Source organism: Ureibacillus acetophenoni, assembly GCF_900220965.1.
In the GTDB taxonomy this organism is placed as follows: domain Bacteria; phylum Bacillota; class Bacilli; order Bacillales_A; family Planococcaceae; genus Ureibacillus; species Ureibacillus acetophenoni.
In genome coordinates, this window is sequence record NZ_OBQC01000007.1 from 118,521 (window position 1) to 139,346 (window position 20,826).

At 36.8% G+C, this 20,826-nt stretch carries 21 protein-coding genes and 1 pseudogene; all 22 read left to right on the top strand.

Going from position 1 to position 20,826, the window contains the following annotated elements:
• The first annotated feature begins 9 nt into the window (after nt 1-9).
• Nucleotides 10-1,533 carry an ABC transporter substrate-binding protein gene (locus tag CRO45_RS11085; RefSeq protein ID WP_097149710.1) on the top strand — a complete coding sequence of 508 codons (1,524 nt, stop codon included), beginning with the start codon at nt 10-12 and terminating at the stop codon, nt 1,531-1,533.
• A 335-nt stretch (nt 1,534-1,868) separates the two neighbouring features.
• Nucleotides 1,869-2,333, top strand: coding sequence for a flavin reductase family protein (locus tag CRO45_RS11090; RefSeq protein WP_097149711.1), 465 nt, complete (start codon nt 1,869-1,871; stop codon nt 2,331-2,333).
• A 26-nt stretch (nt 2,334-2,359) separates the two neighbouring features.
• Nucleotides 2,360-3,838 (top strand): 4-hydroxyphenylacetate 3-hydroxylase family protein, encoded by a 1,479-nt coding sequence (locus CRO45_RS11095; protein WP_097149712.1) that lies wholly within the window; start codon nt 2,360-2,362, stop codon nt 3,836-3,838.
• A 24-nt stretch (nt 3,839-3,862) separates the two neighbouring features.
• Nucleotides 3,863-4,006: pseudogene (locus CRO45_RS20345) on the top strand (helix-turn-helix domain-containing protein); the annotation flags it as partial.
• 69 nt (nt 4,007-4,075) lie between these two features.
• Nucleotides 4,076-4,615, top strand: a complete 540-nt coding sequence (locus CRO45_RS11100) for an IclR family transcriptional regulator (RefSeq protein ID WP_235864578.1) — start codon at nt 4,076-4,078, stop codon at nt 4,613-4,615.
• 46 nt (nt 4,616-4,661) lie between these two features.
• A complete protein-coding gene (locus CRO45_RS11105; RefSeq protein WP_408057138.1) occupies nt 4,662-5,195 on the top strand; it encodes a 3-hydroxyanthranilate 3,4-dioxygenase in 534 nt (177 codons plus the stop codon).
• Nucleotides 5,180-6,214, top strand: a complete 1,035-nt coding sequence (locus CRO45_RS11110) for an amidohydrolase family protein (RefSeq protein ID WP_097149715.1) — start codon at nt 5,180-5,182, stop codon at nt 6,212-6,214. Before CRO45_RS11105 ends, CRO45_RS11110 begins: the two co-directional genes overlap by 16 nt.
• Nucleotides 6,189-6,650, top strand: a complete 462-nt coding sequence (locus CRO45_RS11115; protein ID WP_097149716.1) for a RidA family protein — start codon at nt 6,189-6,191, stop codon at nt 6,648-6,650. Before CRO45_RS11110 ends, CRO45_RS11115 begins: the two co-directional genes overlap by 26 nt.
• Nucleotides 6,651-6,715: 65 nt before the next feature.
• Nucleotides 6,716-8,182, top strand: a complete 1,467-nt coding sequence (locus tag CRO45_RS11120) for an aldehyde dehydrogenase (RefSeq protein ID WP_097149717.1) — start codon at nt 6,716-6,718, stop codon at nt 8,180-8,182.
• A gap of 12 nt (nt 8,183-8,194) precedes the next feature.
• On the top strand, nt 8,195-8,974 hold the full coding sequence (locus CRO45_RS11125) for a 2-keto-4-pentenoate hydratase (RefSeq protein ID WP_097149718.1): 780 nt from the start codon (nt 8,195-8,197) through the stop codon (nt 8,972-8,974).
• Between the two features lie 12 nt (nt 8,975-8,986).
• Complete coding sequence (locus CRO45_RS11130; protein ID WP_097149719.1) at nt 8,987-9,877, top strand: acetaldehyde dehydrogenase (acetylating); 891 nt, start codon at nt 8,987-8,989, stop codon at nt 9,875-9,877.
• On the top strand, nt 9,877-10,890 hold the full coding sequence (gene dmpG / locus CRO45_RS11135) for a 4-hydroxy-2-oxovalerate aldolase (RefSeq protein ID WP_097149720.1): 1,014 nt from the start codon (nt 9,877-9,879) through the stop codon (nt 10,888-10,890). Before CRO45_RS11130 ends, dmpG begins: the two co-directional genes overlap by 1 nt.
• Nucleotides 10,890-11,660, top strand: a complete 771-nt coding sequence (locus CRO45_RS11140; protein WP_235864579.1) for a 2-keto-4-pentenoate hydratase — start codon at nt 10,890-10,892, stop codon at nt 11,658-11,660. The genes dmpG and CRO45_RS11140 overlap by 1 nt, the downstream gene beginning before the upstream one ends.
• Before the next feature lie 8 nt (nt 11,661-11,668).
• On the top strand, nt 11,669-11,851 hold the full coding sequence (locus CRO45_RS11145) for a 4-oxalocrotonate tautomerase (RefSeq protein ID WP_097149721.1): 183 nt from the start codon (nt 11,669-11,671) through the stop codon (nt 11,849-11,851).
• 27 nt (nt 11,852-11,878) lie between these two features.
• Entirely contained in the window at nt 11,879-12,955 is a 1,077-nt protein-coding gene (locus tag CRO45_RS11150) for a TRAP transporter substrate-binding protein (RefSeq protein ID WP_235864580.1), read from the top strand.
• Nucleotides 12,956-12,968: 13 nt separating this feature from the next.
• The gene (locus CRO45_RS11155) at nt 12,969-13,472 is read left to right on the top strand and encodes a TRAP transporter small permease (RefSeq protein WP_097149722.1); all 504 of its coding nucleotides are present in this window, start codon (nt 12,969-12,971) and stop codon (nt 13,470-13,472) included.
• Entirely contained in the window at nt 13,469-14,752 is a 1,284-nt protein-coding gene (locus CRO45_RS11160; RefSeq protein WP_097149723.1) for a TRAP transporter large permease, read from the top strand. The genes CRO45_RS11155 and CRO45_RS11160 overlap by 4 nt, the downstream gene beginning before the upstream one ends.
• Nucleotides 14,753-15,985 (top strand): MFS transporter, encoded by a 1,233-nt coding sequence (locus tag CRO45_RS11165; RefSeq protein ID WP_097149724.1) that lies wholly within the window; start codon nt 14,753-14,755, stop codon nt 15,983-15,985.
• A gap of 113 nt (nt 15,986-16,098) precedes the next feature.
• The gene (locus CRO45_RS11170) at nt 16,099-16,734 is read left to right on the top strand and encodes a Crp/Fnr family transcriptional regulator (protein ID WP_170949473.1); all 636 of its coding nucleotides are present in this window, start codon (nt 16,099-16,101) and stop codon (nt 16,732-16,734) included.
• A gap of 6 nt (nt 16,735-16,740) precedes the next feature.
• Nucleotides 16,741-17,361 (top strand): Crp/Fnr family transcriptional regulator, encoded by a 621-nt coding sequence (locus CRO45_RS11175; RefSeq protein ID WP_170949474.1) that lies wholly within the window; start codon nt 16,741-16,743, stop codon nt 17,359-17,361.
• A gap of 141 nt (nt 17,362-17,502) precedes the next feature.
• Nucleotides 17,503-19,224, top strand: coding sequence for a thiamine pyrophosphate-requiring protein (locus CRO45_RS11180; protein WP_097149727.1), 1,722 nt, complete (start codon nt 17,503-17,505; stop codon nt 19,222-19,224).
• Between the two features lie 87 nt (nt 19,225-19,311).
• Entirely contained in the window at nt 19,312-20,808 is a 1,497-nt protein-coding gene (locus tag CRO45_RS11185; RefSeq protein WP_097149728.1) for an aldehyde dehydrogenase family protein, read from the top strand.
• The last annotated feature ends 18 nt before the right edge of the window (nt 20,809-20,826 follow it).

A 20,826-nucleotide genomic window follows, 5' to 3' on the forward strand; every position in this document is an offset into this window, starting at 1 on the left:
GATGGGTGTATGAAAATTTCTAAAAAGCTATTTTGGATTACAATAGGTGTTTTAACTTTAATATTAGTTGGGTGTGGCAGTAATAATAGTGGGGTAACAGCGGATGAAAAGGTTTTAACAATTGGACGAGGAGAAGATATTATAACTTTTGATCCGCATAATCATACACAAACAAATACAAAAGCTCTTACTGTAAATATTTACAATTCTCTTGTAAGAGATAATGATGGCGAAATTGAACCGATTATTGCAGAGTCGTGGGAAATTATTGAGCCAGATTTATGGGAATTTAAACTTCATGAAAATATAACATTCCATAACGGTGATAAATTAACAGCAGAAGATGTGAAATTTTCATTAGAACGAATTGCTCTTGATGAAACTTTATTAGGTCATGACTTCTCAAAGATTCAAGAAGTAATCGTTGTCGATGAATATAAAGTTCAAATTAAAACAGATGGCCCTGCACCATCATTATTACAACTATTAACTATGCCTGGTGGAGATATTCTTCCTAAAAAATATATAGAGGAAAATGGAATTGATCATTTCATTCAAAATCCAATCGGTAGTGGTCCATATAAATTCGTGGAATGGAAGAAAGATGATCGTGTAGTGCTTGAGAAAAATCCAGATTACTTTTTATATGAACCAAAATGGGATAAGTTAGTTTTCCGAGTGATTCCTGAATCTTCAACACGTTTAGGGGAATTGTTAACGGGCGGAGTTGATATGATTACGAATGTTCCACCATCAGATTGGGAAAGGATTAAAAATAACGATGAAACAGAACTTGTTCAAGGTCCAGTTCCTCGAGTTTTCCAACTAGTTACTCGAATGACTGAAGGGACGGTAACTGCGGATCCAAGAGTACGTGAAGCAATTGAACTTGCAATTGATAGTGAAGCAATTACTAAAAATATTCTTATGGGAGCAGCCACTCCTACAAGAACGCAAACAACACCTACATTCTTTGGTGCAAATAAAGATCTACATGGTAAAAATCTATATGATCCGGAACGTGCAAAACAACTATTAAAAGAAGCTGGATATGAAAATGGCGTAGAAATAAATATAGGTGTTCCAAATGGGCGTTATATAATGGATAAAGAAATTGGAGAAGCGATCCAAGCAATGCTTACGGAAGTTGGTTTCAAAGTTAACATGGAATTACTTGAAAGTAGTAGATGGAATGATAAATATAGAGCGAAATCCTTTGATGAACTTTATGTACTTGCATACTCTAATGCAATCGATGCAGGGTATTCATTATCATTAAATCTATCTGAACGTGCTAAAGGTGAAACAGATTTTAATAATGCTGAATTTGATGAATTATTGGAAGCGGCATCTGTAAATATGGATCCTGTAGAACGTGAAAAACAATACCAAAGAGCACAAGAAATTTTAGCTGAAGAACGACCACGTATTTTCTTGTTCCAATACGATCAAACATTAGCTATTTCTGACACACTTCTGTTTACACCACGATTAGATGAGTCACTATACGCTGATGAGATTATACTAAAGTAAAAAAATAGATAAAGAATACTAGTTTCTAGTTACTCACAAAGTTAAACCCCTACCAAAAATTTGGTAGGGGTTTATTTTCATTTGAATAGTATTAGTGTATTATAGTTTGTATATTCTGAAAATTGGACAAAGTTTTATAGAAACCCTCATTTTAGTCTACTTTAATCTATTAATTAAAATAGATTAGTTAATAAAATCTAGCATAAAAATGCATTTAATAGAATATATAAGCTTTAGAAAAAAATTTTATGAGATTTCATATAGTGAAATCTTAAGCTCTCCATTAATTTTAAAAATTGTTAATATTTAGACAAATGATGTTGAGGAGGGGTTGTATGGATACTAAATTATTACGTCAAACTTTCGGCAAATTCCCAACAGGGGTGACGGTAGTCACTTGGTTTGATGATGAAGGTATTAATGGAATAACGGTCAATTCATTTACATCTGTTTCGTTAGACCCTGCTTTAGCTCTCGTTTCTATTGATAAGCGAGCTAAATCACTAGATCAAATGAAAGGCAGACCATTTACTATTAATATTCTTTCAGATTCACAGGAAGCAACTGCTTGGCAGTTTGCTGGTCGCCAACAAGAAGATTTACAAATTGAATGGGATGAAACTGGTGATTCACCTTCATTAGTTGGATCTGCTGCAACAATTTACTGCAAACCATGGAAAGAAGTAGATGCAGGAGATCATGTTTTATACATTGGGGAAATTACTAACTTTAATAGAACTGATAAGCAAGCGCTAACATTTTATGAAGGTAAAATGGGCTCAGTTGCTAAATATGTTTGAAAAGATGCCAATAGGAGGGATAAATAATGGGAATTAGAACAGGTGAACAATATATCGAAGCATTAAAAGCAAGAAAACCAGAAGTTTGGTTAAATGGACGTTTAGTAGAAAATGTGTTTGATGAGCCTTATTTCAAACAACCAATATTGGAAATTGCAAAACTTTTCGATTTACAACATGATCCAGCATATCAAGATGATTTAACACATATTTGCGAGGAAACTGGTGAGCGAGTTGCCAATTCATTTTTATTCCCTCGTTCCTATGAAGATATTATGAAACGAAGTAAAGCCTTTGAAGTTGTAGCACGTCAAACATACGGTTTAATGGGACGTACTCCAGACTTCTTAAACTCAGTTGTTACATCATTAGCACAAAACTCTTGGTTCTTAAAAAAATACAACGAAGATTGGGCAAAAAATATTGAAAATTACTATCGTCATTTACGTGATAATGACTTGTTCTTAACTCACGCGATTGTAAATCCACAAAACGACCGCAGTAAAAATTCACACCAGCAATCAGACACGTTTACACATCTTGGAGTTGTTGAAGAACGAAAAGATGGAATCGTCGTTCGTGGAGCTAAAATGCTTGCAACGCTAGCTGCAATTACAGATGAAGTGATCATCTATTCGTTCCCAGGGTTTGCACCTGGAGATGAGCGTTATGCATTAGCATTTGCTCTACCAATCGATACAAAAGGATTGAAAATTATTTGCCGTGAACCAGCTCAAGATGGCACACGTTCAACTTTCGATCACCCACTTGCATCAAGATATGAGGAAATGGATGCACTTCTTATTTTTGAAGATGTATTTGTACCTTGGGATAAAGTATTCCTATACAACAACGTTGAGGCGGCAAACTTACTATACCCAATGACAGGAATTGCTGAACAACCAGCACATCAATCAGGCGTGCGCGGTTATATTAAACTAGCATTTGCTGTTGAAGTAGCTTGTAAAGTAGCAGATTCAATTGGTGTAGACCAATATTTGAATGTATCGCGTGATTTAGGTGAGCTTGTTCAATCTGTTGAAGTAATTCGCGCATTATTACGTACAGCGGAGCGTGAATATACAATTACAGAACATGGGGAAGCACGTTTAAATCCTGATACGCTCGAAACGATTCGGGGTATGATGCCAGAAATGTACCCACGTGCAATTGAAGTGTTGCAAACAATTGGTGCTGGTGGATTACTCATGATGCCAACTGAAGCAGACTTCTTAAATGAAGAACTTCGACCAAGTATAGATCGCCACTATGGAGGTCGCGAGGGTGTTGATGCTGAGCTTCGTATAAAAATTTTCAAATTAGCATGGGATTTATGTGGAGAAGCGTTCGGAATGAGGGCTCTTCAATATGAGCGCTACTACACTGGAGATCCAATTCGTAAGCGCAGTATTTTCTATAACAAATTTAAAAAGAATCATTCCTTTGACTTAGTAGAATCTATTTTATCGAAGGAAGACAAAGGGGTTAAAGAAACAGTGAAGTAACGAATGTAGGAGGGGAGTAAGCTGATATCATCAGTTAAAAAGTTTGTTAGTATCATAGATTTATTTGCAGATGGTGACCCTTCGTTAAGTAATAAAGAAATCGCAGACAGACTTAATTTACCACCAAGTTCTGTACACCATTTCTTAAAAACGATGACGGATGAACATATTTTAGTGCAGGGTAGTGACAAACGTTACCGACTAGGGTGGAAAATACTCGAGTGGGGTAACAAAGTGATGTATTACCAAGACATTAGTTTGGAAGCTAGTCCAATTATAAGTCAACTTGTTTCGCGTTTTAAAGGAACATCACACATAGGGATGTTTGACGATGGAGAAGTACGTTTCGTATTTAAAGCAATGTCACCCCATGCTGATGTTGTACCAACATTAGTAGGAATGACACGTTTTCCAGCATACGCAACAAGTATTGGTAAAGTTCTACTCGCTTACAATAAGAGCTTTTTACAGCCGATGTTGGCAAAAGGTATGTTTAAACAATCGAAAAACACGATCACAAGTATGGAAGTTTTGGAAAAAGAACTCGCTGAAATTCGTAAACGGGGATATTCCATTAGCGATAATGAAAATGAAACAGACACTTATGGTATCGCTGCACCCATTAAATCCTACAGCGGACAGGTAGTTGCGGCGTTAAATTTAGTTGGGGAAAGAAATTATATGACAGGGAAAGAACATCATCTAATTGTTCGCGAAGTTGTTCACTCTGCTCAAATGATTTCGAAACAACTTGGTTATATGACTATTAATTATTAAAAACAAAGGGGAAATGATTATGTCAAACCAAACAAGTGTAAGTAAAATGCAAGCTCGTTCACTAAATATTTTACAAGTGATTGAGGACAATAAAGATTTACTAAAGCCACCTGTAAATAACAAAGAATTATGGAATGATTCAGAGTTTCTTATTATGTTACTAGGTGGTCCAAACGCACGTCGTGATTTCCACGTAGATCCATCAGATGAGATCTTCTATCAAATTAAAGGTTCATGCTATGTAGAAATTATTAATGATGAAGGAAAACGTGAAGTAATCGAGGTAAAAGAAGGTGAAATGTTCACATTACCAGCGAATGTTCCACATTCACCACATCGTGTTGCAGATACGTACGGAATTGTTATTGAGCGTAAACGTAAACAAGGTGAGTTGGAAGATGTAGCTTGGTTCTGCGATAAGTGTGATCATGAATTACACCGTGTTAGAACGCAGATTACTGACATTGGAAAACAACTAGGAGAAGCAATTGCTCATTTTAATAATTCTTTAGAGCTTCGTACATGTGATAATTGTGGGCATGTGATGCCAGAAAAGGTGAAAGAATGGCAAAGCGAATAGATTTTCATACTCATATAATGCCGCTTGATCTACCAAATTTTGAGGAAAAATATGGTGGAGGTAGATGGCCTGTCTTAGAACAAAAATGTTCGTGTGGGGCAGATATAATGGTTGCTGGCAAACTGTTTCGTGAAGTAACAGATCAGGTTTGGGATGTAAAAAAACGTATTGAAGATATGGATCGAGAAAATGTTGATATGCAAGTGATTTCTCCAGTCCCAGTCACGTTTTCATACTGGGCACCAATCGAGCAAGCACTTGAATTGTCAATATACCAAAACGATTTTATCGCAAATATTGTGAAAGAAAATCCTGATAGATTCATAGGGTTAGGGACTATTCCTTTACAAAATCCGGAAGTTGCAATTCAAGAAATGCGTCGTTGTAAAGAAATTGGGTTAGTGGGAATCGAAATCGGTACAAATGTTAACGGCGAAAATTTAGATTCTGATGAATTACTTCCAGTATTCAAAGCAGCAGAAGAACTAGAAATGCCGTTATTCATTCACCCTTGGGAGACACTAGCTCAAAATCGTACACCAAGACACAATTTCCTATACACAGTAGGAATGCCTAGTGAGACTGCATTAGCAGCTGCTAGTTTAGTATGGAGTGGCGTAATGGAAAAATGTCCGAACTTAAAAATCTGTTTCGCCCATGGTGGAGGATCGTTCCCGTATATTTTACCTCGTTTAGATCAAGGCTGGAATGTTTGGCCAGACAAACGTAAAACAGAACATCCACCAAGCTATTATACGAAGAATTTCTACTTTGACTCTCTTGTATATGACCCACAAAATATTAACTATTTAATCGAAAGATTCGGTCATGACAAAATCATTATGGGATCAGACTATCCATTTTTACTAAGAGAAATTAATCCAGGGAAAGTACTCGATGAAATGGATACGTTAACGGATGAAGTGAAAGATGCAATATTCGGTGAAAACGCATTAAATTTTTTGAATATTAAAAAAGAGGATGTTGTAGCAAATGGTCAATCAAACGCAAAGGCCTGAAGAACGTTTACAGGAAATAGGAATTGAGTTATTGCCTCCACGCCAAGCAGTAGGGAATTACGTTAGCTGTGTTCGAACAGGTAATTTAATCTTCACATCTGGGCAAGGTGTAGACCAATTCCACGGAAAATTAGGAAAAGATTTAACGATTGAAGAAGGTTATGCAGCTGCTCGTCAATCAGTGATTAACTTACTTTCTGTTTTGAAGCATGAACTTGGTGAATTGTCCAAAGTAAAACGAGTAGTGAAAATTTTAGGAATGGTAAATTCCGCTGAAGATTTTACTGGGCAACCGAAAGTAATGAACGGTGCTTCGGATTTACTAGTAGAAGTTTTTGGAGAGCGCGGACGTCATGCACGATCAGCAGTAGGTATGGCACAACTTCCTAATAATACTGCGATTGAAATTGAAATGATTGTTGAAGTTGAAGAATAAAAAAGGTTTAAGCGACTTTCTAGTAATGTAAAGTCGCTTAAACTCTAAGGAAGGAGTTTAAGCAAATGCCATCATTGTCTTCAAAAGTAAAAAGTATTAACTGCAGAAACTTTATTAATGGAGAATTTATAGAACCTAATCATACGAATACCTTTGAAAATGTGAACCCTGCAACTGAAGAGGTAATTGGATGGGTTGCAGAAGCAACGAAAGAAGAAGTAGATTTAGCGGTTCAATCTGCGAAAAAGGCTTTAAAAGGACCGTGGAAAAATTTCACTGTGAAAGAGCGTTCTTCTATTATTCGTAAAATAGGGGATTTAATTTTAGAAAATGTTGAAGAGTTAGCAGTTCTTGAAGCTACTGACACGGGTAAACCTTATAGTTTAGCTTTAGAAATGGACATAAAACGTTCTGCTCATAACTTCCACTTCTTTGCAGATTACGTAACAAGTCTTGGCAATGAATCCTATAACCAAGATAACATTGCACTTCATTATTCTGTTACTCGCCCTGTTGGTGTAGTAGGAATGATTAACCCGTGGAATTTACCTTTACTTCTATTAACGTGGAAATTAGCTCCATGTCTAGCATCTGGAAGTACTGCGGTTATGAAGCCTGCTGAATTAACACCAATGACAGCAACACGTCTTGTTGAGCTTTGTAAAGAAGCAGGTGTGCCAGACGGTGTGGTTAACTTAGTCCACGGTTTTGGTAGTAATTCAGCAGGTGCATTTATATCCGAACACCCAGATGTAGATGCAATAACATTTACAGGGGAAACAAGTACTGGAACAGTCATTATGAAAGCTGCAGCACCTACATTGAAAAAAGTATCATTTGAATTAGGTGGAAAAAATCCAAATATCATTTTTGCAGATTCAGATATTGATGAAGTAATTGATACGACACTGAAGTCTAGTTTTATGAACCAAGGTGAAGTGTGCTTATGTGGATCACGAATCTACGTACAACGACCAGTTTACGATCAATTTATCGAAAAATTTGTTGCTCGTACAAAACAATTGCGTGTAGGAGATCCATTCGAGGATTCTACAGATGTTGGTGCAGTAATTGGTAAAGAGCATTACGAAAAAGTAATGAAATATATTCAAATTGCAAAAGAAGAAGGCGGTAACATTCTTACTGGAGGAGACCGTCCATCTCATATGGAAAAGGGCTACTTTATTGAGCCAACAATTGTTACTGGCTTAACACAACAGTCACGTTGTGTACGTGAAGAAATTTTCGGTCCAGTAGTAGTTGTAATGCCATTTGACGATGAGGAAGAAGTAATTGAATATGCCAACGATACGCATTATGGCCTAGGTGCAACAATTTGGACAAACGACCTACGCCGTGCTCACCGTGTTGCTGCACAAATCGAAGCGGGTATGATTTGGGTAAATACATGGTACTTAAGAGATTTACGGACACCATTTGGAGGCATGAAACATAGTGGTATCGGCCGTGAAGGTGGTACACACAGCTTTGAATTTTACTGTGAAGTGTCCAATGTAACGATAAAACTGTAAAAGGGGATAACCATGGTAGTTAATTTAATAGAGTGGTCAGAAAAATTACTTGAAGCAGAGGAATATCGAAGAGGTATTACGCCACTAACAGAAGAGATGAAAAATTTATCGATTAAAGAGGCGTACGGTATTCAACTACAAATTATCAATTCAAAACTTGCATCAGGCGAAAGAATAACTGGGAAAAAAATAGGTTTGACTTCACTAGCGATGCAAAAACTTCTAAAAGTTGATGAACCTGATTATGGTCACTTACTAACGAATATGGAAGTTCTTAATGGAAAGATCGAAAGAGATCAGCTTATTAAGCCTCGAGTTGAAGGTGAAATTGCCTTTGTAATGAAAAAAGCATTAAAAGGACCAAACGTAACAGTGGAACAAGTATTAGATGCCACTGATTATGTCGTTGGAAGTTTAGAAATTGTCGATAGTAGAGTAAAAGATTGGAAGATTAAACTTCAAGATACGATAGCGGATAATGCATCTTCAGCAAGATATCTTCTAGGTAACGTGAAACGTTCAGTTTCAGAAGTAGATTTACCAAATGTGCATATGAAGTTGTACAAAAATGGTGAATTTGTAAATGAAGGTAGTGGCACAGATGTGCTAGGGAATCCTGCGAACTGTGTTGCTTGGTTAATTAATAAACTTGCTGAATTTAATATCGGTGTTGAAGAAGGGGAAGTAATCTTATCAGGAGCATTATCTGCTGCACTTGATGCAGAAAAAGGTGATACGTTTACTGCTGATTTCGGAGACCTATTGGGCAAGTTGGAAGTGGAATTTGTATAGGGGAGTGTAAATATGTCCGAAAAAATTAAAGTTGGGATCATAGGGTCAGGAAATATCGGTACAGATTTAATGATGAAAATCATGCGTTCACCGTACTTAGAAATGTCTGTTTTAATTGGAATTGACCCACATTCTGAAGGACTAAAAAGAGCTAGTGATGCGGGTATCCATACAATTACAAATGGAATCGATGGTTTCTTAGAACAACCACATTTAGCAGATATTTTATTTGACGCTACTTCTGCCAAAGCGCATGAAGTACACGTTCAAAAATTAGAGGGATTAAATAAACGACTAATCGATTTAACTCCTGCAGCAGTTGGGCCATTTGTGGCACCGACTGTAAATCTTCTTGAACACATCGAAAAACCTGTTGTAAACATGATTACATGTGGCGGGCAAGCTACTATTCCAATCGTAAGAGCAATTGGGGATGTGCAAACAGTAGAGTATGGAGAAATCGTTGCAACAATTGCATCGAAAAGTGCAGGTCCTGGAACACGTGCAAATATTGATGAGTTTACTGAGACAACTGCCAATGCAATTGAATCGGTTGGGGGAGCAAAGTCAGGTAAAGCAATCATTATCTTAAATCCAGCTGAGCCACCGTTAATCATGCGTGACACAGTACTTTGCTTACTTGAAGAAGAAGTGAAGGATGAACAGGCGATTATTGACTCTGTTCGTCAAATGGTAGACAAGGTACAACAATATGTTCCCGGATACCGTTTGAAAATGGATCCGATCATTGATGGCAATAAAGTTACCGTTTTCCTTGAAGTAGAAGGTCTTGGTGATTACTTACCTATTTACGCAGGCAACCTAGATATTATGACGGCTGCAGGTGTAAAAGTGGGAGAGGAAATTGCTAAATCCTTAATAGAGAAGGGAGAGCGTGTGTAATGACTAAAGTGTTATTGACGGAAGTGGCACTACGTGACGGAAGCCATGTAGTTGCCCACCAATTTACAAAAGAACAAGTACGTTATGTAACGGAAATGCTAAGTAAAGCGAATGTTCCATTTATCGAAGTTACTCATGGTGATGGGTTAGGTGGATCTTCTTTACAATACGGCTTTTCAAAAGTTCATGATATTGAATTAGTTGAAGAGGCAGCGAAAGTTGCAGGAGACTCTAAGGTATCTGTTCTACTGATTCCAGGAATCGGTACGATTAGTCAACTGAAAGATGCTCATGCTGCAGGTGCACGAATGGTTCGAGTGGCGACTCATGTAACGGAAGCAGACGTTTCAAAACAACATATTGAAACTGCCCGTAATATGGGGATGGAAACTATCGGATTTTTAATGATGTCTCACTCAGCACCACCTGAAAAGGTGTTAGAACAAGCATTACTAATGGAATCTTACGGAGCACATGCTGTTTATGTGACTGATTCTGCAGGTGCCATGTTGCCTTCAGATGTAAGAGACCGTATTTCATTATTACGTAAAAACTTAAAAATTGATATCGGATTCCATGCGCATAACAATTTATCGCTTGCAGTTGCAAACTCACTTGTAGCTATTGAAGAGGGTGCAACACGTATCGATGGAAGTATTTGTTGTTTAGGTGCAGGTGCTGGAAATACGCAAACAGAAGTATTAGTAGCTGTATTAGAGCGCATGGGAATCGAAACTGGTGTCGATCTTTATCCTATGTTGGATTTAGCAGAGTATGTTAGAAACGATATTTTACCGCATCCACAAGATATCACTACAGGAAGTTTAGTTATGGGATATGCGGGAGTATATTCAAGCTTTTTACGCCATGCAAACGTTGCAGCTGAAAAAGTCGGCGTAGATGCAAGAGATATTTTAGTAGAGTTAGGCAAGTTAAATGTTGTCGGTGGTCAAGAAGATATGATTCTAGAAGTAGCTTCTGAGATTGCAAGAGAGAAAGTAGGGAAGATATAGTGTCGTTGTTTCTTTATGCAGAAAAGGTAGCACATGCTCAAGCAAACCATAAAGCAATTGAAAAGATTACTGTTACAAATCCAAAGATGACTGTGGAAGAAGCGTATGAAGTTCAAAAAATAAGTATTGAGCAAACATTGTCAGCAGAAAATCGCTTTATTGGTTGGAAAATGGGGTTAACAAGTGTTGCAAAACAAAAACAAGTTGGTGTAGAAGAACCCATCTATGGTCGACTCACATCTCAAATGAACTTACAAACTAACGAACTTATTGCTGCTGAACATATCCATCCAAGGGTTGAAGCAGAAGTAGCTTTCGTTTTTAACAAAGAACTAAAAGGTGCTAATCTAACACCTTTAGAAATTTGGCCAGCTATTGAAAATGTATTTCTAGCACTTGAAGTAATTGATAGTAGATATGAGAATTTCTCATTCACTTTACCGGATGTGGTTGCAGACAATGCTTCATCATCAAAAATATTATTAAGTTCACAAGCTTTCTCACCATATGAGAAAAACTGGGCAGATGTAAAAGTGAAGTTATATCACAACGGTGAAGAAAAATTGGAGGGAACTGGCGCGGCTGTGTTAGGCCATCCGATTAATTCTGTTATTCAGTTACTTAACATGCTAGAAAAAGAAGGTCGTGGAATTTTACCAGGTCAACTAGTATTAACTGGCGGAATTACTGATGCGATTCATGTCGCAGCTGGTGATGAAGTCGTTGCAGATTACGGTGATCTTGGTTCGTTAACATTAAATGTAAAGTAGGAGATAGAATGCCAATAGTTCAAATACAATTACTCGAAGGCCGTTCTATTGAGCAAAAAAAGAACATCATTTCAGAAGTAACAGACGCAATAGTGAAATCAGCAGATGTTCCAAAAGAGAATGTTCGCGTCATCATAACTGAAATACCACACGTGCATTGGGGAACAGGCGGTAAGACAAAAGATGAATAAATTTGTTTATTAAACAGGGGGATTATTATGAAACAATCTATTAAAATGTTTCGATTAGTATTCTTATTTGCCTTTATATTAGTTTTAGTAGCCTGTGGAAATTCTACTGAAAGCGGTAGTTCAACTGGAAGTGGAAGTTCTACAAGTAGTGGAGATACAAAAACAGATGAAACTGTACCAGTAAGTGGAGAAGACATTCCTGAAATGAAATTTAAACTAGCGCATATTACTCCAACGGATCATATGTGGCATCAAGCTGCAGAAAAGTTTAATGAAAAATTACAAGAATTATCAGGCGGTAAACTATCAGTTGAAATTTATCCAGCTAGTCAGTTAGGTACAGAAGCGGATATGGTTCAACAAGTAGAAGCTGGCTCTCTTGATTTTGCATTAATTACAGGTGCGTATTTAAGTGCAAGAACACCTGAAATGGCTGCATGGTTTGCTCCTTATGCTTTTGAAACATTGAAAGAAGCAGATGAAGCAAGTAGAACAGACGTTGCACGTGAAATCTTAGGGAAACTTGAAGGTACTGGTTTAAAAGGTCTTGATTACTTATTTGCAGGACAACGAGTAATCGTAACGAAGGATAAAGAAATTAAATCAGCAAGCGACTTAGAAGGCTTAAAAATGCGTGTAACACCAAGTCCACCGTTACAAGACTTCTACAAATCAGCAGGTGCTGCACCAGAAGGATTACCACTTCCTGAAGTTTACTCAGCGTTACAAACTGGTGTAATCGACGGAATGGACATGGACTTAGATGCAACGATTACAAACAAGTATTCTGAAGTAACGAAATATGTTGCTGTAACAAATCACATGGTGTGGCCATCAGTAATTGTTACAAATGAAGGTATGTATGAAGGCTTACCTGAAAATGTTTCTGCGATTGTAGACGAAGCATTAAAAGAAGCTATTAAGTTTTCTGTAGAAACTCGTTCAGCTCAAGAAGAAGAGTTTAAATCTGAGTTAGCAAGTCAAGGAATGACAGTTTACGAGTTAGATAAAGAAGTATTCAAAGATCAAATTGAAGAATTTGATGCGAAATATAGTGGGCAATCAGACTTAATTAAGAAGTTTATTGAAACATTTAGAAATTAAGGGGGTCATGCCAATGTCAAAACTGAGCAACATGATTACAAAAGTTGAAGAAGTAATCATTATTATATTAATGGCAGCTCTGGCAATTTTAATGACTCTATCTGTTGTGTTTAGGTATTTCTTGAAAGATCCGATTCCATGGGCAGGAGAAGTATCGATCTTTTTATTGATTTGGACATCATTTTTAGGAGGAAGCTGGGGCCTGAAATATGGCACCCAAGCTTCAGTCACTTTTGTATATGATGCCTTTTCAGATGAAAAGAAAAAAATTTTACGAATTGTTCAGGATATCATCATGATCATCTTCCTGTTTGTCCTTCTATTTTATTCGTATAAATGGATGGCATTACCTTCAACTATGATTCAAAAATCTAGTTCATTACAGTTACCAATGATTATTCCGTATAGTGCTGTTCCAATTGGATTAACTTTTGCAACAATCCATATTATTGCTAGGTTAATAGAAACGTTTCAAGGGAAAGAAACTTTGCAAGAAAAGAGGGATAATGTCGCATGATTTCATTTATCGTATTTGTCCTTTTCATCTTGCTTTTACTTATTCGTATTCCAATTTCAATCGTATTAGGTGTCACAACAGTTGTCTACTTTTTAATGAATGGTCAAATCCCATTACTGGAGTCGACACCGTTAAGAATGTATTCAGGTTTAGAAAACTTTGGATTACTTGCAATTCCTTTATTCATGTTAATGGGTGAAATTATGAATGAAGGTGGTATTACTACTAGACTTGTAAAGTTTGCTAGAGTTTTTATCGGTCACTTTAAAGGTGGACTAGCTTATGTAACAGTAGTAGCCAATATGTTTTTAGCTTCTATTTTAGGCTCTGCAAATGCTCAGGCAGCGATGATGAGTAAAGTAATGGTTCCACAGATGGAAAAAGAGGGATATTCTCGTGAATTCTCGTCATCCATTACACTTGCATCGTCAGTTATTGCACCTATCATTCCACCTAGTATGATTTTCATTATCTATGGGACATTGTCAAGTACATCAATTGGCGCTTTATTTATGGCCGGAATTGTACCTGGTATTATTTACGGTATTGCGTTTATTTTACTAATTTCTTATATCGGTATGAAACAGAACTTCCCAAAAAGCGAACGTGCTACAGGAAGTGAGATGATTCAAAGTACTATTCAAGTAATCCCAGCATTACTTATACCGATCACAGTAATTGTTGGAATTCTATCAGGGGTGTTTACAGCGACAGAATCAGCAGCTGTTGCTTGTTTTCTAGCACTTATTGTAGGGCTATTTTTCTACCGTGAGTTAAAGTATAAGAAATTACCAAAAATACTGTTAAATACGGTCATAAATACAGCGACAGTAACGTTTTTAATCATCATGGCAAACATCTTCGGTTGGATGATTGCTTTTGAGCGAATTCCTCAACTACTAGTTGATAGTATGCTTAGTATTACTGATAATCCATGGGTATTTTTATTACTTGTGAACATTGCACTTATATTTGTTGGGATGTTATTGGACGGAATTGCAGCATTAATTATTTTAGTGCCTGTGATGATGCCTTTAGTAACTGCGTTAAATATTGACCCTGTTCATTTTGGGGTAATTATTTGTATTAACTTAACGATTGGATTATTAACACCACCTGTTGGAACTGGATTGTTTATCGTTTCATCGATGGCGGACATTAAATTTGAACGACTGGTAAAGGCGGTAATACCGTTCATTATCGTTTCCTTTGCCGTATTATTACTTTTAACGTTTATTCCAAGCCTTGTAACATTTGTACCTAAATGGTTAGGGATGTAGGTGAATCGATTGGTTCTGGCAGAAGAACAATTTTTAAAAAAAGTAAAAATACTTACGTTGTGGGTAATTATCGGACAGTTACTCACGGCGTTCGTTGGAAGATCTCTAAGTCCCTTAATGATCTATATCGGAAGTGATTTATCATTAAATAAAGTGCAGTTGGGATTACTTCCGACTGCGCTTTTTATTGGACAATTTATCGGAACATTACCTATTGGTTTTCTGGTAGATAAAAAAAGTGTAAGAAAAGTGATCCTAATCATTATGTTGGTTGTTGGAGGGGCCTTTTTCTTATTTTCCTGGTCCAATATATTCATCGTGTCTTTCGTTGCGATCATGATGGCGGGTATTGGATACGGTGGCATGCACCCTTCAACGAATAAGGCAATTGTTCAAATGTACCCAAATGCTAAAGTCTCTTTGCCGATGGGACTAAAGCAAATGTCAATTACACTCGGATCATCAGGGGCTAGTTTAATATTAATTCCGATTGCAATCCTATTCGGGTGGCGGGTCGCATTAAGTTTGGCGGTTATTTTATTAATCATTTTTAGTTTGCTCCTTTATAGGAAATTAGCAATTTTAGAAGAGTTGCCAAGTACATCCAAATCCTCTAAATCTATTGTTTCCCAAATAGGACCGTTAGTAAAAAATAAAAGTTTACTTTTCACTACAGGATCTGCCTTTTTACTAATGGGAATCCAAGTAACGTTTAATACGTATTTAATTATCTATTTGTATGAAATAAAAGAGTGGTCAATTTACAGCGCGGGTATTTGTTTAGCTATATCAGAGTTAGGTGGGGCAGCAGGACGTGTGTTATGGGGAATAATCAGCGATCGGCTGTTTCGCCAAAATCGTTGGGTTGTACTAATACTTATAACAATGCAAAGTATTTTATTATTCTACTTGCTTCATATTGTGTTTTCAGCGGCTCTAATTATATTAATAGTCGTTAGTATAGGTTTTTCTCTTTCAGGATTTAATGGTGTGTGGATGAGTTTAGCCGTTGAAAGTGTTGAACCAGAGCAAAGCGGAACAGCCAGTGGATTTAGTGTCATGTTTGCCTCAGTGGGTGTAATGATTATTCCACCTATTTTTGGGTTTTTCGTTGACCTGTCTGGCTATGTTGCAGCAGGTAGTTTTATTATTATTTCTTTAACTCTTTGTTTTGTCATTTTAGTTCTAGCTAATTTTATAACCAATAGAAAGAGAAACGTTGAAAGTTTATGAAAACCTTATAAATAAAGGGAAAACGTTCTGTTATCTCGTAATTATAGATAATAAGTAATAATATTTTTTTCTATTTCTCGTATATGGAACTTTGTTTTAAGGAGGTAAGATGTATGTTCGATAGTAAAGTGCTTAATAGTTGGACACCTTATCTTAAATATGGAGAAAGACGTTTCTACAAAAGAAAATCAGTAGTCTATAGGGAAAATGAGAAAAGTGTACAAGGGTTTTATTATTTAAAATCAGGGTTTATAAAAATATCGTTAACGATCCATGCAGGCGATGAACAGATTATTGATATTGTTAGTGATGACACGCCCTTTGGTGAACAAGTAGTAGATGGTGAGCAATATTTTTCAACTGCAACTGCTATGAATGAAAGTGTTGTTTATTTTTTTCCAATGTCCATTATTGAAACATTAATAATGGAAGATGAAAACTTTAGAAATTTGTTCTACCATGGTTTAACGAAAAAGTTGAAAACCTTATCAAACAATCTTTTATTTGATTCCCTTCCATCCGAGAGATTGCTAGCAAGAACTCTATTAATACTTAGAGATAAATTTATTAGTGATCAATTTCCCTTCACACAACAAGAATTATGCCGTTATACGAACCTTAACCGCAACACAGTCTACCATATTTTTAAAAAATGGAAGGATGAAATTGCCTCTTTTGATAAACGGAAAATTATCATCCATAACATCGATTTATTGGAAAAAATTGCTGTTAATGATGTTGTGAGGTGAATGAGTTTGTTAGATTGGTCCCTTTACACCAGCTATGCAGAAGTAAAAGAATTGAAAAAAAATACACGTTTGTTTCGGCAAGGGGATGTAGTCAACGGTTTCTACTATTTAAAAGAAGGTAAAGTGATGATTAGCGTATTACGTGATGATGGTTATGAGCGCATTATTGATTTTGTTTATGCTGGATCTCTATTAGGAGAACAATTGATTAATCGAACTGCTTCTTTTACAACCGCCACTTTATTGACAGACGCTACGCTTTACTTTTTTTCAATTGATCAGTTTGAACAGTTGACTGGAGAACATCCTGAAGTCTCTAAACAGTTTGCTTATTCACTTATTAATAAAATACGAATGTTAGCTCAGATCAACACAATATTAAATGCACCTCTAGAAGTTCAATTAGCCCACTATTTACTAAACTTACATGAAAAAAACGGCAGCCATACTATTAACTTAACTCAAAAATCAATCTCACAATATATAGGGAAATCTCGTGTGTCTATATGGACCGTATTAAAGAATTGGAAAAGTGAAGGGATTATTGAAATTACAAATCAAACTTTCATTTTAAAAGATGTAAAAAAACTTAGAGAAAAAAGAGGAACACTTTCAATAGATAGATAAGGTAAAGTTATCTCACTTTCTATTTTCTTAAAATTTAGAAGTTTCAATAAATAGCGAAAAAATGTTTATTACTTAACATTCATTATCCATTCCTTGAACTATAATAAAGGCATTATCCTAGCTAAAAGGGAGTGCGATTGAATGTATACGACGAGTACAGCGTTTTTAGAAGCTCTTCAAGAAGCAGGTGTTTCTTATATTTTTGCTAACTTTGGAAGTGATCACCCCGCAATTATTGAAAGTTTGACGGATGCATCACTAAAGAATAAAGAATTACCAAAAGTAATTATTAGCCCTCATGAATTTGTTGCTATGAGTGCAGCCCATGGATACGCTCAAGCAACCGGAGAACCACAGGCAGTACTCGTACATGTTGAATGTGGAACGCAAAACCTTGGTGGAGCTATACACAATGCGTTTAAAGCAAAAGTTCCGGTACTTGTATTTGCAGGGGCATCTCCATTTACCCAAGAGGGAGAAATGTTAGGTAGTCGAAACGAATTTATACATTGGTATCAAGACGTTAATGATCAGCGCGGTATTATGAGAGGTTACTCGAAATATGATAATGAAATCCGCACTGGGAAAAATGTAAAACAGCTTGTCCATCGAGCTTTACAAATTGCTAAAAGTGAACCTCAAGGACCTGTCTATTTAATGGGCCCACGAGAAACAATGGAAGCTGAAACAGAGCGAGTGGAAATTGACCCAACGCTTTGGCAACCGATTTCTGCAAGTGCGTTACCTGAAGAAGAAGTAGAAGCATTAGTAGCTGATTTATTGGCAGCAAAGAAACCCATCGTCGTAACGTCCTATTTAGGTAAAAAGGAAGAAGCAGTTCAGGAACTTGTTGACCTATGTGAAAGATTAGCAATTCCTGTTATGGAATCAGTGCCACAAACGATGAACTTCCCTGCGAACCATCCAATGCACTGTGGTTATCAATGGAACGAAAATAAACAACATCCTATTTTAGAAGATGCTGATTTTATATTAGCAATTGATAGTGATGTTCCATGGATTCCAACGAAAAATAAGCCACCAAAAGATGCAATTATTTATTATATCGATGCAGATCCATTAAAAGAGGAAATGCCATTATGGTATATCCCTTCGAAACGATTTTTTAGAGCAGATTCTCTTACTGCATTAAAGCAGATTAATAGAAAACTAGACCAGTCTAAAATAAATGAATCTTCTATATCCTCAAGAAAATATAGAATTAAGTTATATCACGAGGAATTGAAAAAAGAGGCCTCGTTAGCAGCACAGTTCCGTGAAGATGTGATTACACCAGAATATCTTACGGCTTGTGTGAAGGAAATCGTAGATGATAATACGATTGTTTTAAACGAAGCCATTACTAACTACGGGTCGGTAACAACCTACCTTGGAGGCAATAAACCAGGCACTTACTTTAGTAGTGGTGCAGGTTCTCTTGGTTGGAATGGTGGTGCGGCAATCGGTGCTAAGCTTGCCCATCCAGATAAAACAGTGATTAGTCTAACTGGGGACGGATCTTATCTATTTAGTGTCCCATCAGTTGTACACACGATGGCTGAACAATATAACACTCCGTTTCTAACGATCATTTACAATAACCAAGGTTGGAATGCACCAAAGCATTCTACTTTAGGGGTACATCCAAATGGCATTGCAAAAAATGCAAATCAATTTTGGACGAACTTTAATCCAAATAGTGAACTTGCAAAAGTGGCGGAAGCTGCAGGTAACGCTTATGCGGTGAAAGTGGAAGATCCACATCTATTAAGAGATGAATTAAGAGCAGCTATCGATCATGTGAAAAGTGGCCGTTCTGCAGTATTAGATGTAAGGATTCCAACGATACAATCTCAAGGTTAATTAAAGGGGCTTTCAACAAGACAGCGCCAAGTCTTTCATCATGTGGTTATTCAATCTATCAAATATATATATTGGAGGAGATTTTTAATGACAGTTTCAAGTAAAACGAGTTCAGTAGATGTAAATTTAGATTTGAAGTACGGTCCACTAATTAACGGCCAAATTGTAGAAGCGGCTGATGGCTATATCGACGTAGTCAATGCTTCGACTGGTGAAGTTCTTGCACAAATTGGTAAAGGCGGAACTGAAGATGTTGACAAGGCTGTAAAAGCGGCAAGAGCGGCATTTCCAGCTTGGGCAGCTACTCCAATTGAGGCGCGCTCAAGTATTTTAAATAAAATTGCAGATATTCTAGAAGAAAATCAAGAGCGTTTGAAATTAATAGAATCTATGGAAACGGGAAGAGCTATTCACGAATTTGATTTAGATTATGCGTTAGCAATTAATCAGTTCCGCTATTTTGCAGGGGCAGTGCTTACTCATTATGTAGGTGAATCCCGTCCAGTTGATAATGGATATCTTATTACAAAAAAAGAACCACTAGGGGTTTGTGCTCAAATTATCCCATGGAACGTCCCAATGATCATGACATCGTTTAAACTTGCTCCTGCACTAGCAGCAGGTAACACTCTTGTGTTAAAACCTGCAGAAGATGCATGTCTATCAGTTTTAGAGTTTGGTAAGTTAATTCAAGAAGTTTTACCAGAAGGTGTCGTAAACATGGTTCCTGGTATTGGTAAAGAAGCAGGACAAGCACTTATTGACCATCCTGATGTTGACAAACTTGCATTTACAGGAAGTGTAGATGTTGGTCGTATTGTAGGAAGAGCTGCTGGGGATCGAATTCTTCCTGTGACATTAGAATTAGGTGGTAAAGCACCACACATCGTATTCCCTGACGTAGATATCGATGCAGCAGTGGAAAACGCAACATTAGGTTATACATTCTTTAATGGTGAAAGTTGTATCCTTGGAACTAGATTGCTAGTACATGATGATATTTATGATGAATTTGTTGAAAAGTTAATCGAACGAGCTAAGAAAGTGAAAATTGGTCCACCAACAGATCGTTCTACAAGATTAGCTTCTCTTATTAATAAAAAACAAGGGGAACGCGTGTTAAACTACTTTGAAATTGCGAAACAAGAGGGCGCTAAAATTTTATACGGAGGTAACCGCGTAACAGTTCCAGGTCACGAACATGGTTACTTCATCGAGCCAACAATTATTGAAGCTGAGCCACATATGCGAATTGCTCAAGAAGAAATTTTCGGACCAGCTGCAACGGTAACACGTTGGAGTGATATTGATGAAGCAGTTCGAATTGCTAATGATGTGAAATACGGTCTAGCAGCAGGTATTATGACAAACGATATTGAAAACGGCCTAACTGTAGCTAATAAAGTGCAAGCTGGTAGCGTTTGGATTAACTCTTACTTCAACTTCCAAACTGGTGCACCATTCGGTGGGTATAAAAATAGTGGGGTTGGAAGAGAACACGGTAAAGAAGCTTTAGATGCTTATAGTCAGTCAAAAACAATTGTAGCGGCATTTAAATTACCACCACTAGGAACTTTCCTATAATTCAAAAAAACATAAAAA